The organism is Cellulomonas sp. NPDC089187 (assembly GCF_040685135.1).
Lineage (GTDB): Bacteria > Actinomycetota > Actinomycetes > Actinomycetales > Cellulomonadaceae > Cellulomonas.
Genome location: NZ_JBFBHI010000004.1, coordinates 252,289 through 270,411, shown reverse-complemented (window position 1 = coordinate 270,411; position 18,123 = coordinate 252,289). Strand labels below are relative to the sequence as shown.

At 70.7% G+C, this 18,123-nt stretch carries 16 protein-coding genes and 1 tRNA gene; 9 read left to right on the top strand and 8 right to left on the bottom strand.

Annotation, left to right across the window (positions count from 1 at the left end):
• Nucleotides 1–29: 29 nt before the first annotated feature.
• Complete coding sequence (locus tag AB0N78_RS12500; RefSeq protein WP_363390560.1) at nucleotides 30–3,311, bottom strand: hypothetical protein; 3,282 nt, start codon at nucleotides 3,309–3,311, stop codon at nucleotides 30–32.
• A gap of 81 nt (nucleotides 3,312–3,392) precedes the next feature.
• Here AB0N78_RS12500 and AB0N78_RS12495 point away from each other — a divergent pair, with 81 nt between their 5' ends.
• From AB0N78_RS12495 to AB0N78_RS12480, 4 genes are all read left to right on the top strand, one after another.
• The gene (locus tag AB0N78_RS12495) at nucleotides 3,393–4,172 is read left to right on the top strand and encodes a TSUP family transporter (RefSeq protein WP_363390557.1); all 780 of its coding nucleotides are present in this window, start codon (nucleotides 3,393–3,395) and stop codon (nucleotides 4,170–4,172) included.
• 95 nt (nucleotides 4,173–4,267) lie between these two features.
• Complete coding sequence (locus tag AB0N78_RS12490) at nucleotides 4,268–5,536, top strand: aspartate kinase (protein ID WP_363390554.1); 1,269 nt, start codon at nucleotides 4,268–4,270, stop codon at nucleotides 5,534–5,536.
• On the top strand, nucleotides 5,533–6,594 hold the full coding sequence (locus AB0N78_RS12485; protein WP_363390551.1) for an aspartate-semialdehyde dehydrogenase: 1,062 nt from the start codon (nucleotides 5,533–5,535) through the stop codon (nucleotides 6,592–6,594). Before AB0N78_RS12490 ends, AB0N78_RS12485 begins: the two co-directional genes overlap by 4 nt.
• An 89-nt stretch (nucleotides 6,595–6,683) precedes the next feature.
• A complete protein-coding gene (locus tag AB0N78_RS12480; protein ID WP_363390548.1) occupies nucleotides 6,684–7,772 on the top strand; it encodes a GGDEF domain-containing protein in 1,089 nt (362 codons plus the stop codon).
• Nucleotides 7,773–7,901: 129 nt separating this feature from the next.
• Here AB0N78_RS12480 and AB0N78_RS12475 read toward each other — a convergent pair.
• From AB0N78_RS12475 to AB0N78_RS12465, 3 genes are all read right to left on the bottom strand, one after another.
• A tRNA-Pro gene (locus AB0N78_RS12475) sits at nucleotides 7,902–7,975 on the bottom strand.
• A 94-nt stretch (nucleotides 7,976–8,069) separates the two neighbouring features.
• Nucleotides 8,070–9,047 carry a metallophosphoesterase gene (locus AB0N78_RS12470; RefSeq protein ID WP_363390546.1) on the bottom strand — a complete coding sequence of 326 codons (978 nt, stop codon included), beginning with the start codon at nucleotides 9,045–9,047 and terminating at the stop codon, nucleotides 8,070–8,072.
• Nucleotides 9,047–11,458, bottom strand: a complete 2,412-nt coding sequence (locus AB0N78_RS12465; RefSeq protein WP_363390543.1) for a penicillin-binding protein — start codon at nucleotides 11,456–11,458, stop codon at nucleotides 9,047–9,049. Before AB0N78_RS12465 ends, AB0N78_RS12470 begins: the two co-directional genes overlap by 1 nt.
• A 233-nt stretch (nucleotides 11,459–11,691) precedes the next feature.
• On the opposite strand from AB0N78_RS12465, the gene AB0N78_RS12460 reads away from it, so the two are divergent.
• Genes AB0N78_RS12460 through AB0N78_RS12450 form a run of 3 tightly spaced genes read left to right on the top strand, consistent with a single transcriptional unit; the run spans nucleotide 11,692 to nucleotide 12,651 of the window.
• Nucleotides 11,692–11,991 (top strand): WhiB family transcriptional regulator, encoded by a 300-nt coding sequence (locus AB0N78_RS12460; RefSeq protein ID WP_363390540.1) that lies wholly within the window; start codon nucleotides 11,692–11,694, stop codon nucleotides 11,989–11,991.
• A 31-nt stretch (nucleotides 11,992–12,022) separates the two neighbouring features.
• A complete protein-coding gene (locus tag AB0N78_RS12455) occupies nucleotides 12,023–12,184 on the top strand; it encodes a hypothetical protein (RefSeq protein WP_168630258.1) in 162 nt (53 codons plus the stop codon).
• The gene (locus tag AB0N78_RS12450; RefSeq protein ID WP_363390537.1) at nucleotides 12,181–12,651 is read left to right on the top strand and encodes a RidA family protein; all 471 of its coding nucleotides are present in this window, start codon (nucleotides 12,181–12,183) and stop codon (nucleotides 12,649–12,651) included. Before AB0N78_RS12455 ends, AB0N78_RS12450 begins: the two co-directional genes overlap by 4 nt.
• Before the next feature lie 71 nt (nucleotides 12,652–12,722).
• On the opposite strand, the gene AB0N78_RS12445 is transcribed toward AB0N78_RS12450, so the two are convergent.
• Nucleotides 12,723–13,400, bottom strand: a complete 678-nt coding sequence (locus AB0N78_RS12445) for a Crp/Fnr family transcriptional regulator (protein ID WP_363390534.1) — start codon at nucleotides 13,398–13,400, stop codon at nucleotides 12,723–12,725.
• 148 nt (nucleotides 13,401–13,548) lie between these two features.
• Here AB0N78_RS12445 and nth point away from each other — a divergent pair, with 148 nt between their 5' ends.
• Nucleotides 13,549–14,199 carry an endonuclease III gene (gene nth, locus AB0N78_RS12440; RefSeq protein WP_363390531.1) on the top strand — a complete coding sequence of 217 codons (651 nt, stop codon included), beginning with the start codon at nucleotides 13,549–13,551 and terminating at the stop codon, nucleotides 14,197–14,199.
• 4 nt (nucleotides 14,200–14,203) lie between these two features.
• On the opposite strand, the gene AB0N78_RS12435 is transcribed toward nth, so the two are convergent.
• The 3 genes from AB0N78_RS12435 to AB0N78_RS12425 form a co-directional block, all read right to left on the bottom strand.
• Nucleotides 14,204–15,127: an alpha/beta hydrolase gene (locus AB0N78_RS12435; RefSeq protein ID WP_363390528.1), complete on the bottom strand. Its 924-nt coding sequence runs from the start codon at nucleotides 15,125–15,127 to the stop codon at nucleotides 14,204–14,206.
• A 27-nt stretch (nucleotides 15,128–15,154) separates the two neighbouring features.
• Nucleotides 15,155–16,384, bottom strand: a complete 1,230-nt coding sequence (gene nhaA, locus AB0N78_RS12430) for a Na+/H+ antiporter NhaA (RefSeq protein WP_363390525.1) — start codon at nucleotides 16,382–16,384, stop codon at nucleotides 15,155–15,157.
• A gap of 67 nt (nucleotides 16,385–16,451) precedes the next feature.
• On the bottom strand, nucleotides 16,452–17,171 hold the full coding sequence (locus AB0N78_RS12425) for a response regulator transcription factor (RefSeq protein ID WP_363390523.1): 720 nt from the start codon (nucleotides 17,169–17,171) through the stop codon (nucleotides 16,452–16,454).
• A gap of 137 nt (nucleotides 17,172–17,308) precedes the next feature.
• On the opposite strand from AB0N78_RS12425, the gene AB0N78_RS12420 reads away from it, so the two are divergent.
• Complete coding sequence (locus AB0N78_RS12420; RefSeq protein WP_363390520.1) at nucleotides 17,309–18,085, top strand: hypothetical protein; 777 nt, start codon at nucleotides 17,309–17,311, stop codon at nucleotides 18,083–18,085.
• Nucleotides 18,086–18,123: the final 38 nt, after the last annotated feature.

Below are 18,123 nucleotides of genomic sequence, written 5' to 3'. Positions count from 1 at the left end.
CGCCGATCAGTCCAGCAGACCCAGCACGGTTACCGTCCGGCGCCCGCGGGTGTGACCTGGTGTCGCTCGTCGAGCCCTAGCTCCTCCCGCAGATCCCGCGCCTTCCGCACCGCCGCTGTCGACCCGCCCCGCCCCGCGATCTCTGCCAGTCCGGGCCAGGTGGCGTCCTCCGCTGGGATTCGGCCTTCCGCTGCGGCCCAGCGCAGCAGCGGGGCGTGGTGCAGTGCGACGTCGAGCACGGTGTTGAGCCAACGCGGTGCGGTGCCGTCGAGGGTGGCGGCGTGCCGGATCGACTCGGTCAACACCGGCCACAGGGTCGGCAGCGCTGCCGCGTCGTCGGTGAGCGGACGGGTCAAGCGCGCCGGGATGATCGCCGGCTGATCGAGCAGCACCGGCAGCACTGCCCGGACCGAGGCCCAGCCGATCTGCCCGTTCGTGAACATGCGATGGATCGCGTACGCGGTGTCAGTGCCGTCGTGGCAGAGCCCGCACAGCACCACCGCGACCATCGAGGTGGTGAGCGGCCCCATGCGACCGGCTGTGTGCGGGGCATCGGTTCCTTTGGCCGGGTGACGGTGCTCACCGACCTCCAGTCGACCGTCGATCCACCGCAGCCAGACTGTCTTGCCCCGCCCCATCATCGGTGGGGTGTCCGCGGTCCAGGGATAGGCCTGGCACTGACCCTCGGACTCCAGGTCGTAGTACCAGCCCTTGGACACCCGAAAGCGTTCGCCCTCCGGCGATGTGAGATCGACGACGACCCGCTTGGACCGCTCCTCGGGGTCGTCCCACCCGGCAACGAGGCGGAGGTCGTCCACGACGGCGGGCGCGCTGCCCGCTGATTCAGGCCAAAGCGCGATCTGGTCCGGCGCCACCGTGGTCGGGGCCTCGGGGACCACCACAGTCGCCTCCGGCAGCTGGGCCACGACCGTCCGGGCCAGAGCGACCGCGCGGGATGATCCGCCCTTCCCCGCCAGTGCCCGCACACCGGGCAGTGCCAGCGCCGCGGGGTCGGTGACCTCGGGCAGGAAATCGTGCAGGACGGTGACCAGCTCGACGGTCCCGGCGGGCATGCGGGTCCGGGTCAGACCGTCCGCGATCAGGTCGTCCAGCACTGGCCAGACCACCGGCAGCAGACCGACCTCGGCCAGGTCGCGGCAGGTGGCGGCGAAACTCGCCAGATTCGACGGTGGAGAGGTGCGCCAATCCAAGTAGCGAATGTCGGCGACCCCGGGGCGCAGGAGCCCGCGTTCCCAGGCGAGCTGCGCGGCATCGGCGGTCTCGGCGGCCCGGTCCGGGTCGGCGTCCCGAACCGCGGTGAGGACCTGCAGCGTGCTGCCCGGACCGAAGGGTGCGCGGCGTCGAACCTGATGCCAGAGCGGGACGTGCCCGGCCCCGACTCCACGGTCCGGATCGATCCGGCAGGGCACGGTCAGGGAGTCCAGGCGTGCCCGGAACCGATCAGGGAACGCGGCGAGTGACGCCGGGACGGTCTCAGATTCGACGTGCCACCAGGGGCGACCGACGCTGGCCGTCAGCTGCGGTTCGATCAGCGGATCGTCCAGGTACGCCAGGACCGCCGGGCCCGCCGTGAGCTCCATCCGGCTGCCGTCCTGGCGCTGGATCGGCACGGTGAGGTCGGCCAAGGCGGCGCGCAGGTCCGGGGTCAGCAGGTCGCCGTCGGTCCGCAGCATCGCCAGCAACAGGTCGGCCTCCACCACCGGCACCCGGCGCAGGCGCTGGTACTGCCGCAGCCGGTCAACCAGGTCGGCGGGGTCGATCCGCAGGTCCACCCAGCTCGGAGCGGACAGCAGCACCGGGATCGCGCCCAGCCGATCGGCGACGCCGATGTTCCGGGCGGGCTCCGGGTCGGAAACGATCTTCCGCCCCTCAATCTCCAGGAACTCCGCGGTCCGTCGGTTCACCCAGGACGACAGGCCATGCAGCCACGGATCGATCCGGTGCCCGATCCCGGACAGCGCCTGTCGGGCTGCCTCCGGGTCCCGATGGGCCAGCTGGACGGTGAGGGTCAGCAGCTGCTCGAAGTCGACCGGGTCCGCGGTGCCGTGCGGTCCACCGACCCGCCCAAGGGTGTCGGTCACCCGCTCCGGCGTCGCCTCGCCCGCGTCGAATCGTGGCACCGTCCACAGTGGCGGAGTGGACTGCCAGAGCCCGCGGACCAGGGTCGGCTCGGGCTCCGGAGCCGTCACCGGCACGGACCAGGCGGCGGCCAGTGTGGTGGCTGCCTGTGCCAGAGCTGGTCTGGGGTCGGTGGTCAGCTCCGCCAGCGTCTCGACCAGCGGATCGTCCGGGGTGATCGCAGGGGCGGGTCGACGGGCGGCGGTGGTCAGCAGCAGTCGACGGGCCTTGGTGCTGGAGATCAAGAGCGTGGTGCCGAGCAGTTCCACCACCTGCTCATCCGTTCCGAACTGGATCAGCGCGGGGGCCAGCGCCTCGATCACCGGAGCATCGCCCTGCGCCAGGACCGGCAGCAGTGCGGTGGCTCGGGCGGCGATCTCCTCACCGGTGGCAGCGAGTGCCCCGGCGATCAACTGCGCCCAGGCCTTGCGGTCGCCGGGACGCTGCGCGGTGTCGAGCCCGGTGAACGCGAGGTCCAGCGCCTCCGCCCGGTCGATCCACCCACGCTCGGCGGCCGGGCCGAGGGTGGCGGCGAACGGTCCAGTGGCGGGCACTCCAGCGGCGACGGCGGCCCGGGCGTGCTCGGCGTACCGAGGTGCCAGGTCCTCCGCCGGGATCCACCCGCGGTCCTTCGGCACCAGTTCCCCGGCGGCACCGTCGGTGAGCGCGCCCGCCGCGTAGGTCGCCCAGTCCTTGAGGTAGTCCAGGTTCTCCGGCACCGACAGCCCGTGCCGGATCACCAATCGGACCGCCGATCCCGCGAAGGCCGTGGTGTCGTGGGTCCAGATCCGCCGGGTCGGGACACAGGCCTGGGCGATGAACTGCTCGGCGAAGACCGGCCCGCGCTGGGCCAGGACCTCGGTGGCCAGCTCGTCGTCCACCGCGTGCGCGCTCGGCATCACGGCGGCGGCCCGACGGGCATCCACACCAACCCGCACCGCGAACAGCCCGAGCATCGGGCGGTCCACATCGACGGACCAGACCACGCCCCAGCTGTTCTTCCCGGTCTGACCGGTCTCGACCCAGTCGCCGGACTTCAGCCCCCGCTTCGCCACGGCCTGCTGGTCCGGAGTACCCAGCGGGAGGTGGGGGGCGTCGGCGGGTGTGGCGGTGTCCCACCCCAGCTCACGGAACACCTCGATGGCGGCGAGCAACGACGTAGAGGCAGTCATGCGCTCGACCCTAGAAGGCGGTGAGTAGGCCAGAGTGGACTTCTGTGGTCGATTGAGTGGGCACCCGGTTGGATAGGCGCCATGACCGTCTCCGGCCTCGACCTCTCGGTCACCGCCGTGCTCCTGCTGGTGCTGGCCGGTTTCACCGCCGGGTGGGTGGATGCGGTGGTCGGCGGTGGCGGACTGATTCAGCTGCCCGCACTGCTGCTTATCCCCGGGATCAGTCCGGTCCAAGCGCTGGCCACCAACAAGCTGGCCGGGATCATGGGCACCTCGGTGAGCGCGGCGACGTTCTACCGCCGGGTGCACCCCGATCTGCACACGGCTGGGCCGATGGCATTATCCGCGTTGATCGGTGCCGGAGGTGGGGCTGCGTTGGCGTCCTCGTTGCCGGAGGACGTGTTCATCCCGGTGATCCTGATCGCGTTGGTGGCGGTGGCGGCATACACGGTGGCGCGGCCGACAGTGGGCCGTGCGACCGAACTGCGTTGGCAGGGCCGGACACACCTGCTGGTGGCGCTGGGGCTCGGCTTGGGGATCGGTGCCTATGACGGGTTGCTCGGTCCGGGCACCGGATCCTTCCTGGTGATCGCGCTGGTCGGGGTGCTCGGGTACGCGTTCCTGGAGGCGTCCGCGCAGGCCAAGATCGTCAATGCGGCGACCAACCTGGGGGCGCTGATCGTCTTCACCGTGCAGGGCGCGCCGCTGTGGATCCTCGGGTTGTTGGTCGGGGTGGCCAACATCGCCGGGGCGTACCTGGGGGCGCGAACGGCGGTGGCCCGGGGGAGTGGGTTCGTCCGGGTGGTGTTCCTGGTCGTGGTGGCGGTGTTGGTGGTGAAGCTCGGCGCGGACCTGCTGTGAGCGTGAGACGGACATCCCGCCCCGGGGGCCGCCGCCCTAGACTCTCCGCGGGCGTGTGCCGCGCGCCGATCCATCCGAGCCGAAAGTCCCCAGACGTGGCCCTCATCGTGCAGAAGTACGGCGGTTCGTCGGTTGCCGACGCCGACTCGATCAAGCGCGTCGCGAAGCGGATCGCGGAGGCCAAGCGCGCCGGGGACGACGTGGTTGTGGTGGTCTCCGCGATGGGTGACACCACCGATGAGCTGATCGACCTCGCCCAGCAGGTCACCCCGCTGCCGCCGTCGCGGGAGATGGACATCCTGCTCACCGCCGGGGAGCGCATCTCCATGTCGCTGTTGGCGATGGCGATCAGCAACCTGGGCGTCGAGGCGCAGTCCTTCACCGGGCAGCAGGCCGGGGTCATCACCGACGAGGTGCACGGCAAGGCCCGGATCATCGACGTCAGCCCGTCCCGGATTCGCACCGCCCTCGACGACGGCGCGGTGGCCATCGTCGCCGGGTTCCAGGGCGTCACCCAGCACACCAATGACGTGACCACCCTGGGCCGGGGCGGATCGGACACCACCGCGGTGGCGCTCGCGGCCGCGCTTGGTGCCGACGTCTGCGAGATCTACACCGATGTCGACGGGGTGTTCACCGCCGACCCGCGCATCGCGCCCTCCGCCCGCAAGATCGATCGGATCAGCTACGACGAGATGCTCGAGATGGCGGCCAGCGGAGCCAAGGTGCTCATGCTGCGCTGCGTCGAGTACGCCCGGCGCTACGGCGTGCCGGTGCATGTGCGCTCGTCGTTCTCCGCGCACACCGGCACCCTGGTCACTGACCCCGAAGGAGCAGCAATGATGGAGCAGCCGATCATCGCCGGCGTCGCGCACGACCGCAGCGAGGCCAAGATCACCATCGTCGACGTGCCTGATGTGCCCGGCAAGGCCGCCCGGATCTTCGAGGTGATCGCTGCCTCCGGTGCCAACCTGGACATGATCGTGCAGAACGTCTCGGTGGCGACCACCGGCCGCACCGACATCTCCTTCACGCTGCCCGCCGACGACGGCACCATCGCCATCGCCGCACTGACCGAGCACCAGCCGGACATCGGCTACAGCTCGCTGCAGTACGACGACACCATCGGCAAGCTCTCGCTGATCGGCGCGGGCATGAAGTCGCACCCCGGCGTCTCCGCCCGGCTGTTCGCGGCACTGTCGGATGCCGGGATCAACATCGAGATGATCTCCACCTCGGAGATCCGGATCTCGGTGGTGACCCGCGCCGACCAGTTGGATGAGGCAGTCCGCGTGGTGCACACCGCCTTCGATTTGGACAGTGACGAGGACCAGGCCGTGGTCTATGGAGGGACGGGACGATGAGTACGCCGACACGTGCCGGATTGCACGTCGGAGTCGTCGGTGCCACCGGCCAGGTCGGTGCCGTGATGCGTCGCCTGTTGGAGGAGCGGAACTTCCCGGTCGCCAGCATCCGGTTCTTCGCCTCCGCCCGCTCCGCCGGGAGCACCCTGCCCTGGCGCGGGGAGGACATCGTGGTGGAGGACGCCGCCACCGCCGATCCCACCGGTCTGGACATCGCGCTGTTCTCCGCCGGGGGTGCCACCAGCAAGGCCCAGGCACCGCGGTTCGCCGCTGCTGGGGTCACCGTGATCGACAACTCCTCGGCTTGGCGGATGGACCCGGAGGTCCCGCTGATCGTCTCCGAGGTGAACCCGGAGGACGTCGACTCCGCCGCCAAGGGCATCATCGCCAACCCGAACTGCACCACGATGGCTGCGATGGCCGCGCTGAAGGTGCTGGACGGCGAGGCCGGACTCAGCCGCCTGATCGTGTCGACCTACCAGGCCACCTCCGGCTCCGGTCTGGCCGGTGCGCAGGAGCTTGAGGACCAGGTCCGGGCCGCCGTCACCCAGAACACGCTGGCGCTGGTGCACGACGGCAGCGCGGTGACCTTCCCTGACCCGGTGAAGTACACCGCACCCATCGCCTTCAACGTGCTGCCCTTCGCCGGGAACCTGGTGGACGACGGTTCGCGGGAGACCGATGAGGAGCAGAAGCTCCGCAACGAGTCTCGCAAGATCCTGCACCTGCCCGACCTGCTGGTCGCCGGGACCTGTGTGCGGGTGCCGGTGTACACCGGGCACTCGTTGTCGATCCACGCCGAGTTCGACCGGCCGATCAGCCCCGAGCACGCCGAGCAGGTGCTGGCCGACGCCCCCGGGGTCCGACTGGTCGACGTGCCGACGCCGTTGCAGGCCGCAGGTGCGGACCCGGCGCTGGTCGGTCGAATCCGGCAGGACCGGTCGGTGCCGGACGGTCGGGGCCTGGTGCTGTTCATCTCCAACGACAACCTGCGCAAGGGAGCCGCGCTGAACGCGGTGCAGATCGCCGAGCTGATTGCGGCTCGCCGCGCTGCCTGATCCGGCTGTTCACGCCCGAAGCTCAGGACTGTGCGCGGATTGCGTGCAGTCGTGTTCAGTCGGGTCGCTCGGCCGCCGATCACACGGGTGTGCCTTCCCTCCGCGACTCCGGGCCGCGGACTGAGCAGTCCGTGCTGGCCGTCCCCACCGTCACCCGACTGCTGAACCACGTTCCGGCGTGGTTGCGCGTCGGGGGTTACGCCGTCGCCGGTGGACGCGTGCTGGTGACCTTCTGCGCTCTGGTCATCGTGGTGACGATGTCCCTGCTTGGGCTGAACGGGCGGGAGCTGGCCCTGGTCGCCGCCTGCGCCGGCGGACTGCTGGCAACCGCCGCGGTCAGTCTGCTGCTGCGCTGGTCGCGCCGTACCCCGGCGACGCTGATCTTCCCCGCCCTGACGCTGGTGGCGCTGTCCGTGATCGGGCTCGGCACCCGGGACGCCGCGGGTGCCTACCTCGGGCTGATCCCGCTGTGCTTCGTCTACCTCGGCTTGTTCCACCCTGGCCGGATCGCGCTCGGTATGGTGCCGGCCGCGCTGGTCGCCTACAGCGCGATGCTGCCGATCTTTGACTCCCGGGCCGGGGTGCGCCTGGCGATCTATGGCGTGATCTGGTGGGGCATCGCCCAGATCCTCGCCCTGACTGCCGCCTACCAGCGCGAGGTGCACACGCGCCTGCGCCGGGACGCGCGGACCGACGCTCTCACCGCACTGGGAAACCGTCGCGACCTGGAGGAGCGACTGGCCGCCGTGCAACCCGGCGACACAGTGGTGCTGCTGGACCTCGACCACTTCAAGCAGGTCAATGACTCCCTCGGTCACACCGCAGGTGATGCCGTGCTCAGCGGATTCGGGCACCTGCTCGACCAGCACCTGCGCCGGCGCGACTATGCGGCCCGATACGGCGGGGAGGAGTTCGTGCTGCTGCTGCCCCGCACCGACTCCGTCCAGGCGATGGCCATGCTTCGGGCGCTGCGCACGGAGTGGGCTGAGGTGCGCACCGATGTGACGTTCTCGGCCGGGATCGCGACCGTCTTCCCGGACACGCCGCCGGGTGCCGCCCTGGCCGCCGCGGATGTGGCGCTGTATCGGGCCAAGGCCGCGGGGCGTGACCGGTTCCGGGTCGCCGCCGAGCACCGCGGCCCGCAGCGCACTGCGGCTGACGTGACACACGGAGCCTGAGCGGGTCGGACCTGATCCAGCAATCGGAGCCCGGCGTCGCCCGATGCCCCGACCCGGCAGACCAGCGCGGACCCGCGGGGAAACGCACGAAGGGCCGGTACCTTGCGGTACCGGCCCTTCCGCATCACGTCGGGGTGGCGGGATTCGAACCCACGACCTCCTCGTCCCGAACGAGGCGCGCTACCAAGCTGCGCCACACCCCGTGGTGCCGAGTCAGCATACCGGACAACAGGTGATGCCCGTTAACCGACCTCCTGTCGGTTGCGCCACTCAGGGCCATCGTGCCCCGGGCTCGCGTCAGCTCGCGGGCACCAGCGTCAGCAGCGCCGCCTCCGGCCGGCAGGCGAACCTCACCGGTGCATAGGGCGATGTGCCCAGCCCGCCACACACGTGCAACCACGTCGAGTCGGTGCCGTGCGCGGCATCGGGGCGCGCGCCGGGCCACCCGTGCAGGCCCTTGGCCCGCCCCCGATCCAGATCGCAGTTGGTGACCAGCGCGCCGTACCCGGGGACCGCGAGCTGGCCGCCGTGGGTATGCCCGGCGAGGATCAGGTCCGCGTCGTCCTCCAGCATGGCGTTCAGCACCCGACGGTAGGGCGCATGTGTCACACCCAGGTGCAGGTCGACCAGCTCCCCGGAGACCCGGGCGGGGCCGGCGGGCTGGTCGCGGTGTGCGGTCGGTCGGATGTCGCCCTCCGGGCCGGGGAACCGGTCCAGGTCGAGGTGCGCGTCATTGGTGCCCACCAGGCTGATCCGCCGACCGTCGACGGTCAGCGCGTCCCGCCGGTTGTCCAGATCGATCCACCCGGCGGAGGTCAGGTGCCGTCCGAGTTCCCGCCAGGGCAGCTCGGTCGGGGCGGTATCCCGCTGCACTCGCGCGTCGGGCAGCAGATAACGCGCCGGGTTCTTGGGTGACGGTGCGAAGAAGTCGTTGGAGCCCCAGACGAATGCGCCGGGCGTGGCCAGGTGTGGTTCCAGCGCGTGCAGCAGGGCCGGCATCGCGTCGATGTGTGCCCAGTTGTCCCCGGTGTCGATCACCAGGTCCGGACGCAGCGAGGCCAGGTCGCGCACCCAGTCCACCTTGCGCTGCTGACCGGGGGTCAGGTGCAGGTCAGACAGGTGCAGGATGCGCAGCGGTGTGGAGCCGGGCGCGAGCACCGGGACGGTGAACTCGCGCAAGGTGTACCAGCGGGCCTCGACCAGGGTGCCCCAGGCGAGTGCCCCAGCACCGGCGACGGCTGCTGCGCCCAGTCCGCGAGCAAGGCGGGAGGACACTAGCCGTTGTTCCCGTTGCCCGGGCCCTGGTTCGGTCGGTTGGCCTCGGCGGGGTTCGGGTTTGCGGGGTCGGCGGGCTGCTGGGCGGCCGGGTCCGGGCCCTGGGACAGGATGACCGTGATCATTGACCCGGGGGTGGCGGAGCCGCTGGGGCTCTGGTCGAGCACGGTGTTCACCGGCAGCTCGGAGTACTGCGGCTCGCCGGTCTGCACGCCGAATCCGGCGGCCACCAACTGCTGCTGTGCGGTGTCGACATCCAGGCCGATCACCGAGGGCACCGCCACCGGGGCGCCGTAGATCTCATTCGTGTTGGCCTCGCCGAAGGCGGGGTTCGGGCTGCCGTCCAACAGGACGGAGTCCATCGCGGCCTTCCAGGTCTTCCCGGCGATCGTCGCGCCGTACACGCTGGGGTAGTACCTGCCGTTGATCGTGACCCGCTGCATCGGGGTCATCGAGTCCGGGTGGCCGACCCAGACCGCGGTGGCCAGGCGGGGGGTGTACCCCGCGAACCAGGTGTGCTCGTTGTGGCTGGTGGTGCCGGTCTTGCCGGCCGCCTCGTAGGCGGGGGTGCCGATGCCTTTACCCGTTCCGCTCCACACATTGCCCATCGCGTAGGCCATGGCGTTGGCCACCTCCGGGGAGATGGCCTGCTTGCAGCCCGCGGTCGGAACCGGAAGGTCGGCCCCCGAGGCGTCCTGGACCGCGGTGATCGCGATCGGAGAGCAGTAGACACCGCCAGAGGCGAAGGTGGCGTAGGCACCGGCCATTGCCAGCGGGGTGGTGGAGTCCGAGCCGAGCACGTTGGCCGGGAACGCCTGGAACGGCTCACCGTTACCCGCCTGCACCACACCCAGCTCGGCGGCACCGTTCATGATGTCGCACAGGTCCAGCTGCATCGCCATCGACAGGTAGGCCAGGTTCACCGAGTTCTGGGTGGCGTTGAGCACGCTCATCATGCCGCCGTTGCCCTCGGCGTTGCCCGCCTTGTAGGTGCTGTTCCCCAGCCGGGAACCACAGGCAGTGAACTGGTTGGTGTTCAGGGTCCGCACCGCGCCGTTGACCGTCTCGGTCAGTGCGTGTCCGTCCTTGAGCCACTGCAACAGCGTGAAGGCCTTGAAGGTCGACCCGGGCGGGAAGCCGGTCGAACCGCCGTACTCGTAGCTGGTGTTGTAGTTGACCGCGGTCTGACCCGCCTCGACCGTCTCCGCGTTGTTGAAGTCGCGGTTCTGGGCCATCGCCTTGATCTGCCCGGTGCCCGGCTCGACCACACTCATCGCCTGGCCGACCCCGGAGGGGTCGTTGACGGGGACGCTGCCCTTGACGGCGTCGTTCGCCGCGGTCTGCACCCGGATGTCCAGAGTGGTGGTGATGGTGAGTCCACCGCGCAGCAGCAGATCCTGACGCTCCTCCTTGGTCTCACCGAAGGCGGGGTCGTTCTTGATCACGTTGGTGACGTAGTCGCAGAAGTACCCGGCACCGGCCACGACGGCCTCGGCGGCGATACAGCCCGACTTGGGCTCGGAGATGTGCAGCGTGTCGCCCAGCGGGGTGGCCTTACCGGCCTCGTACTCCTCGTCGGTGATGTAGCCCTGATCGTGCATGAGGAACAGCACGGTGTTACGACGGCCCTCGGACTTGTCCGGGTTCTTGACCGGGTCGTAGAGGGTCGGGCTGTTGGTGATCCCGGCGATGGTGGCGGCCTCGAGGTAGTTCAGCTCCGCGGCGGGCTTGCTGAAGTACCGCTGGGCCGCGGCCTCGACGCCGTAGGTGGAGATGCCGAACTGCGCGATGTTCAGGTACGCGGTGAGGATCTCGTCCTTGGTCATGGTCTTCTCGAGCGCGATGGCCAGCTTCGCCTCGCGGAGCTTGCGGGCGTACCCCTCGGTGCCGTCCGCCTCCCGGGCCGCCTCCGCCGCCGCGAAGTCGCCCTCCCGGATCGCGCTCTCGATCAGCACGTTCTTCACGTACTGCTGGGTGAGCGTGGAACCACCCTGGGTGGAGCCACCGCTGAAGTTCGCCACTGCCGCGCGCAGCGTGCCGGTGGGGTCGATGCCGCCGTGCTGGTAGAACCGGCGGTCCTCGGTGGCGATCACGGCGTTCTGCATCTGCTCGGAGATCCGGTCCTGGGTGACCACCTCGCGGTTCTCGGCCCAGAACTCGGCCAGCTGCGTGCCGTCCGCGGCGAGCACGACGGACTTCTCCGACAGCGGCTTCTGCTCCAACTCGCTGGGCAGGTCCTCGAAGGCCTGGACGCCAAGGTCGGTGGCGCTGTTGGCCATCGCCACGGTGGGCAGTGCGAGCCCGGCGGCCAGGAGGCCACCGATGCCGGAGGCGAGCAGGAACGCCATGAACAGCGCCACCGCCTGGCCAGCGGTCATCTGCCGGCTGCGGGACGGCGAGGGAGAAGGCATGCTCGCCAGGGTACGGGAGCGCACCGACCCCACTCCACGACGTTCTGCGGCTTTCAAGCGACCTGCACCGGACCTGCACACCGGTCTGTGCGTGTTTGGTGAGCCACATGGGTGGTGACGTGGGACGACTCGGTTGGGTACCGTCGCCGGAGGCAGGGGGACACTGCCTGCTCCGGGCTGGCCGCACTCGGACCGGGCGTCCCCGTAGGGGAAGTGTGCATGAGGGGGATGGCATGTCCGTGGTGGACGGTCATTGGACGGCGTTCGCGGCCTGCGGGTCGGGTGCCGGTGTCGAACGGGTGGAGCCGGACGATCTGTTCGTCGAGGGCAAGGCGCAACGGGACGCCCGCGCGGTGTGCCAGGAGTGCCAGGTCCGGTTGGAGTGTCTGGCCGACGCGTTGGACTGTCGGGCGAACTTCGGCGTGTGGGGTGGGATGACCGAACGGGAGCGCCGCGCGCTGTTGCGCCGCCATCCCGAGGTCGAGTCCTGGAAGGTCGAGCTGCTGAGCAGCGCGGACGTTCTGTCCCTGTGACCCGATGCGTCGCCCGGCTAGGGTGACCGTCATGGCCACCACCACCTGGGAATACGCGACCGTCCCGCTCATCGTCCATGCCACCAAGGCGATCCTCGACCAGTGGGGATCGGACGGCTGGGAGCTGGTCACCGTGCTGCAGTCCGAGACCGGACTGGTCGCCTACCTCAAGCGTCCGACGGGGGAGAAGTGAGCGGCCGGGTCCTCGCGCGGCTCGCGGAGCTGGGGCTGGAGCTGCCCCAGGTGGCCGCGCCGGTCGCCGCGTATGTGCCCGCCCTGCGCACAGGGAACCTGATCCACACCTCGGGTCAGCTGCCCTTCGTCGGCGGTGAGCTGCCGGTCACCGGCAAGGTCGGCGCTGCCGTCTCCGCCGAGACCGCGCAGGAGCTCGCCGCGGCCTGTGCGCTGAACGCGGTCGCCGCGGTGGCCGCGCAGCTGGACGGGGATCTGGACCGGGTGGCGCGGGTGGTGAAGGTGGTCGGGTTCGTCGCGAGCGATCCGTCCTTCACCGGTCAGCCCGGAGTGATCAACGGTGCCAGCGAGCTGCTGGGGCAGATCTTCGGCGAGGCCGGGGTGCACGCCCGGTCCGCGGTGGGGGTCGCGGTGCTGCCGCTGGACTCCCCGGTCGAGGTGGAGATCGTCGTCGAGGTCACCGACTGACATCGCGCCTCCTGTCGACACACGAGAGCCCCGGTGCCAGCTGGCACCGGGGCTCTCGTGTGAAGCGGGGTTCAGCGGGCCCGGCGTTCCAGCCGGTCCATGTCGAGCAGGACGATCGCCCGGCCCTCCCGACGGACCCACTTGCGGGCGGCGAAGTCCGCCAGCGCCTTGTTGACCGTCTCACGGGAGGCCCCGACCAGCTGGGCCAGCTCCTCCTGGGTGAGGTCGTGCGCGACCCGGATGCCCTCGTCGGTCTGCTGACCGAAGCGGGTCGACAGGTCGAGCAGCGCCTTGGCCACGCGGCCGGGCACATCGGCGAACACCAGGTCGGCCAATGCCTCGTTGGTGCGGCGCAGGCGACGGCCCAGCGCGGCCAGCAGGTGCTTGGCCACACCGGGGTTCTGCTCCAGCCAGCCGACAAGCTCGGGGTGACCCAGCTCCATCACCACGGCGTCGGCCACGCCGGTGGCCGTGGCCGTGCGCGGGCCGAGGTCGAAGAGCGACAGCTCACCGAACATCTCACCGGGGCCGAGCACCGCGAGCAGGTTCTCCCGGCCATCGCTGGACCGGCGACCGAGCTTGATCTTGCCGGTGCGGATCACATACAGCCGGTCACCGGGCTCGCCCTCGTGGAACAGCACCTCACCCCGGGCGACATGCACGGGCTGCATGGAGGCGATCAGCGCGCGGGACGCCTCCTGGTCCATATTCACGAACAGGGGCGCCGAGAGTACGACGTCGTCCTCCACCTGCGGAACCTTTCTCACCGGGAACTGCGATGGCCTCAGTGTGCCCCATCCGGCCGCGTGGAGGTGACCGGGCGGTGAACCACATCCCGAGCGCCGGCACCGACCGGGGTGTGGGGACGGCAGCCGTTGCCCCCTCTACGCTGCCCGGATGAGCACTCCGCGCCCCGAGCTGGCCCTGGTCCGCCGCGCCCGCCGGGTGAACCGTGCGCTGGCCGAGCGTTACCCCGACGCCCGGTGCGAGCTGGACTTCCGTACGCCGCTGGAGCTGCTGGTGGCGACGGTGCTGTCCGCGCAGACCACCGACGTCCGGGTCAACTCGGTGACGCCGACGCTCTTCGCCCGCTACCCCGATGCCGCCGCCTATGCCGGTGCCGACCGCGAGGAGCTGGAGGAGATCCTGCGGCCACTGGGCTTCTACCGGGCCAAGGCGCGGTCAGTGCAGGGACTGGGTCAGGCCCTGGTGGAGCGCTACGCCGGTGAGGTGCCCGCGCGGTTGGATGACCTGGTCACGCTGCCCGGTGTGGGCCGCAAGACCGCCAATGTGGTGCTGGGCGACGCCTTCGGGATACCCGGGATCACAGTGGACACCCATGTCGGTCGGCTGGCGCGGCGACTGGGCTGGACGGTGCAGGAGGACCCGGTCCGGGTGGAGCAGGACATCGCCGCGCTGATCCCCCGTGCGGAGTGGACGCTGGTGAGCCATCGGCTGATCTTCCACGGGCGACGGTGCTGCCTGGCGCGCCGACCGGATTGCGCGAACTGCCCGATCACCCGCGACTGCCCGTCGTCACTGGTCTGACGGGTCAGCGCAGCCCGTCGAGCCAGTCGAGCAGCAGGGTGGTCACCCGTTCCGGCTGCTCCTCGGCCAGGAAGTGCCCGGCCCCACCGACCAGCTCGAACCGGTAGCCCGCGCCCAGTCGCCCGGCGACCCGACCGGTGGCCACCGCCCGGGACATCGCGTAGCAGCCGTCCTCGCCGCCGTGCAGTTGCAGGGTCGGCACACTCGGGGCCTCCCGCAGTGCGGTCGCATGCCGACGACCGTCCGCGCGGAACCATGACCGGTACAGCCACCGCACCTGTTCCATCGCCGAGTGCGCGGCGAAGGGGATCTGGGCGGCGCGGCGGTACACGGTCAGCGACTCCGAATCTGGCCAGCGCGAGCCGCCCCATTCGCGCAGCAGGGTGCCGACCAGATCCCGGTGCGCCAGCGACCGCTCCGGCAGCGCCGGCAGCTGGAACCCGGCGATGTGCCGCAGCGCCGAGGCGCGCAGTCCCCGTCGGGGGTCGCCGAGTCGTTGCAGCGGATGCGGGGAGCTGAGCGCGGCCACCGCGGTGGTGAGCTGCGGCTGGTAGGCGGGCATCGCCCAGGCCACGTCCCCGCCACCGACCCCCTGTCCGACGATCACCGCGCGTTCGCAGCCCAGCGAGCGGATCACCCCGGCCACGTCCTGGGTCAGCGTCGGCATGTCATAGCCGATCGGTGGCTTATCCGAGCCGCCGATGCCGCGCAGGTCCATCGCCGCCACCCGGTACCCGGCCTCGGCCAGGGCGGGGATCTGGTGGTGCCAGGCCCACCACAGCTGGGGCAGCCCGTGCAGCAGGAGCACCAGGGGGGCGTCCCGGTCCTCGGGTCCGGCGGTGGCGACATGGAAGCGTCCACCGTTGGCCGGGACGAACTGGTGTCGCCACGGGCCGTCCAGCAGCAGGGCGGAGGAGTCGACGGTCATCGCAGGCGAACCTACCCCCTCCCGGGGTCAGGCCGACTGGGACTCGGCGATCGCGCGGTGGTGCCGGTCACGCAGGGCTAGGGCGGTGCCACCGATCACCGCCGCGAGCAGCGAGCCGAACAAGATCGCGACCGTCAGGTGCTGGTCGTGTTCGCTGCCCTCACCGAAGGCCAACGCCCCGATCAACAGCGAGACGGTGAACCCCATCCCGGCCAGCGCACCCACTGCGGCGACATCGCGCCAGTACAGGTCTTCGGCCAACCGGGCCTTGGTGAAGGTCGCGACCAGCCAGGTCGCACCCAGGATGCCGAGCGGCTTGCCGACGACGAGGCCCAGCGCCACGCCCTGGGCGACCGGATCGGTCAGCGACGCGGAGATCACGTCACCGTTAATCCTCACGCCTGCCGCGAACAGCGCGAACACCGGCACTGCCAGCCCCGCCGACACCGGACGCCACCGGTGCTCCAACCGCTCGGCCATGCTGTGGGACTCCCCGGCCCGGGCGAGTGCCGGGGCGGTCATCCCCAGCGCAACCCCGGCGATGGTCGCGTGCACCCCGGAGGCGTGCATCAGGGCCCAGGCCACTACACCGAGCGCGATCAGCACCACCGAGCCCGCAGCGGTCGTGGCGAACCGCGTCCGCACGACGATGCCGAAGACCGCGATCACAGCGAAGGACGCGACCAGCCAGACCAGATCCAGCGAGTCGGTGTAGACGGTGGCGATCACGATGATGCCGAGCAGGTCGTCCACCACGGCCAGGGTGAGCAGGAATGCACGCAGCGAGGCGGGCAGGCTGCGCCCGACCACGGAGAGGACGGCCACCGCGAAGGCGATGTCGGTGGCGGTCGGCACCGCCCACCCCTGGGTGGCACCACCGGCGTTGACCGCCAGGTAGAGCAGTGCGGGCACGGCCATGCCGCCGATCGCCGCGACCACCGGGACGATGGCGGTCCGCACCCGGCGCAGCTCGCCGTCGACGATCTCCCGCTTGAGTTCCACCCCGACGACAAAGAAGAAGATCGCCAGCAGCCCGTCCTTCGCCCAGTCGGCGATCGACAGGTCCAAGTGCAGCGCGGACGGGCCGATCACGGTCTCGGAGACGGCGCGGTACGACTCGGCCCACGGGGAGTTCGCCCAGACCAGGGCGGCGACCGCCCCGATCAGCAGCAGGACGCCGCCGGTGCGCTCAGCGCGCAGCGTGTCGAGGAAGTTGCGCTCACCACCAGGGGTGAGGCGGCCGAAAAGAGTGGACATGCGGGGATTCTCCGATGGGTCGACGACGTGACCGCCGACCAGACTTCCCGGCACACCGCGGACGAGTCTAGGCGTCCGCGGGCACCTCGGTTGTGACCTCGGGTGCCCGCCGGTCCTTCGGCGGGTCGAAGCGGTAGCCGACGTTGCGGACGGTGCCGATCAGCTGCTCGTGCTCGGGTCCGAGCTTGGCCCGCAACCGGCGCACGTGCACGTCGACCGTGCGGGTGCCGCCGTAGTAGTCGTAGCCCCAGACCTCCTGGAGCAGCTGCGCCCGGGTGAACACCCGTCCGGGGTGCTGCACCAGGTACTTCAACAGCTCAAACTCCTTGTAAGTGAGGTCGAGCGGGCGTCCACGCAGCCGGGCGGTGTACCCCCCGGCGTCGATGGTCAGCTCCCCGGAGGAGATCTCCTGCGGGCCGTCGTCCGACTGGGCGGTGGCCGCGCGCTCCATCACCAACCGGAACCGGGTCTCCACCTCCGCGGGGGTGGCGGACTCCAGCACGATGTCATCGGCGCCCCACTCGGCGGTGACCACGGTCAGCCCGCCCTCGGTGAGGACCAGCACCAGGGGCACGGTGAGCCCAGTAGCGCGCAGCAGTCGACAGGTGGTGCGGGCGGTGACCAGATCGCGTCTGGCGTCCAACACCACGATGTCTGCGTCAGGAGCGTCCACCAGTGCGGAGGGTTCGACCGGCAGGACGCGGACCCGATGGGACAGCAGACCGAGCGCCGGAAGCACCTGGGACGACCCCCCGGACGCGGGCGTGAGCAGTAGCAGATCAGCCACTGGCGGCTCCCCTCCCTGTGCCGAAGTGGGGGACACGATAACCCCCGGTGTTTGCCTGGAGGTGACCGGGATGTCACGCGCCGGACACGGAGTTCCACCGGACGGCCTGCACGGGACCCACGGCCGAGTCTGTCAGGATGGCGGGCGTGCAGGCGTCGAATCGTGCCGTGACCTCGGCGGTGCTGGCGACCCTGGTAGCGGTCGCCGGCGTCGTGGGGAACCTCGAGCTGGCCGGACACACCGGTCCGGTGCTCGCCGGACTGCTGATCGTGTTGGGCGGGCTCTTCGCGCTGGGCTGGCCGCTGGTCGCCGGGCTGCCGGCCCGGTGGCACTCCGCGACGGTGATCGCCCTCGGCGGCACCGCGGCGGTGATCGCGGTCTGGCTGTCCCGCGAGCAGGCGATGCTCAACCAGGTGCCCGCGGTGTTCGCCGGGGTGGTGTTGGCCGCCTTCATCGCCGAGCTGGTCCGCCGGGACGGGCGCGAACGCCTGGTCGAGTCGGTGGCCGGGACCGTGGCCGGTGCGCTGGTCCCGGTGTGCTCGGTGGGCTGGCTGGCTGCGGAACGGACCGTGGCCGGGGACGCCGTGGTGGTCACCGGGGCGGTGGCGCTCGCGGTGGGTTCGGCGATCAGTGCGTTCCCGTTCGCCGGGTGGGTCCGGGTCGGTGCCGTGGTCGTCGGATCGACGGCGGCCGGTGCGGTGGTCGGCGTGTCCCTGGGCGAGGTCGGGCTGGTCTCCGGGGTGCTGCTCGGACTGGCGGTGGGCATCCTGGTCGCCGCGGCTACCGAACTGTTCCGGCGGCTGGATCACGAGGGGGAGAGCCCTGACCGGGCGGTGCTCGGTGCGGTGGCGGTGCTGCCGGTGGCGGTGACCGGCATCCTGGTCTACCTGGCCGGTCGCGTGCTGATCGGGTGAGGGCTTCCGCCCGTCGTTAGGATCGGGGCATGACGCCT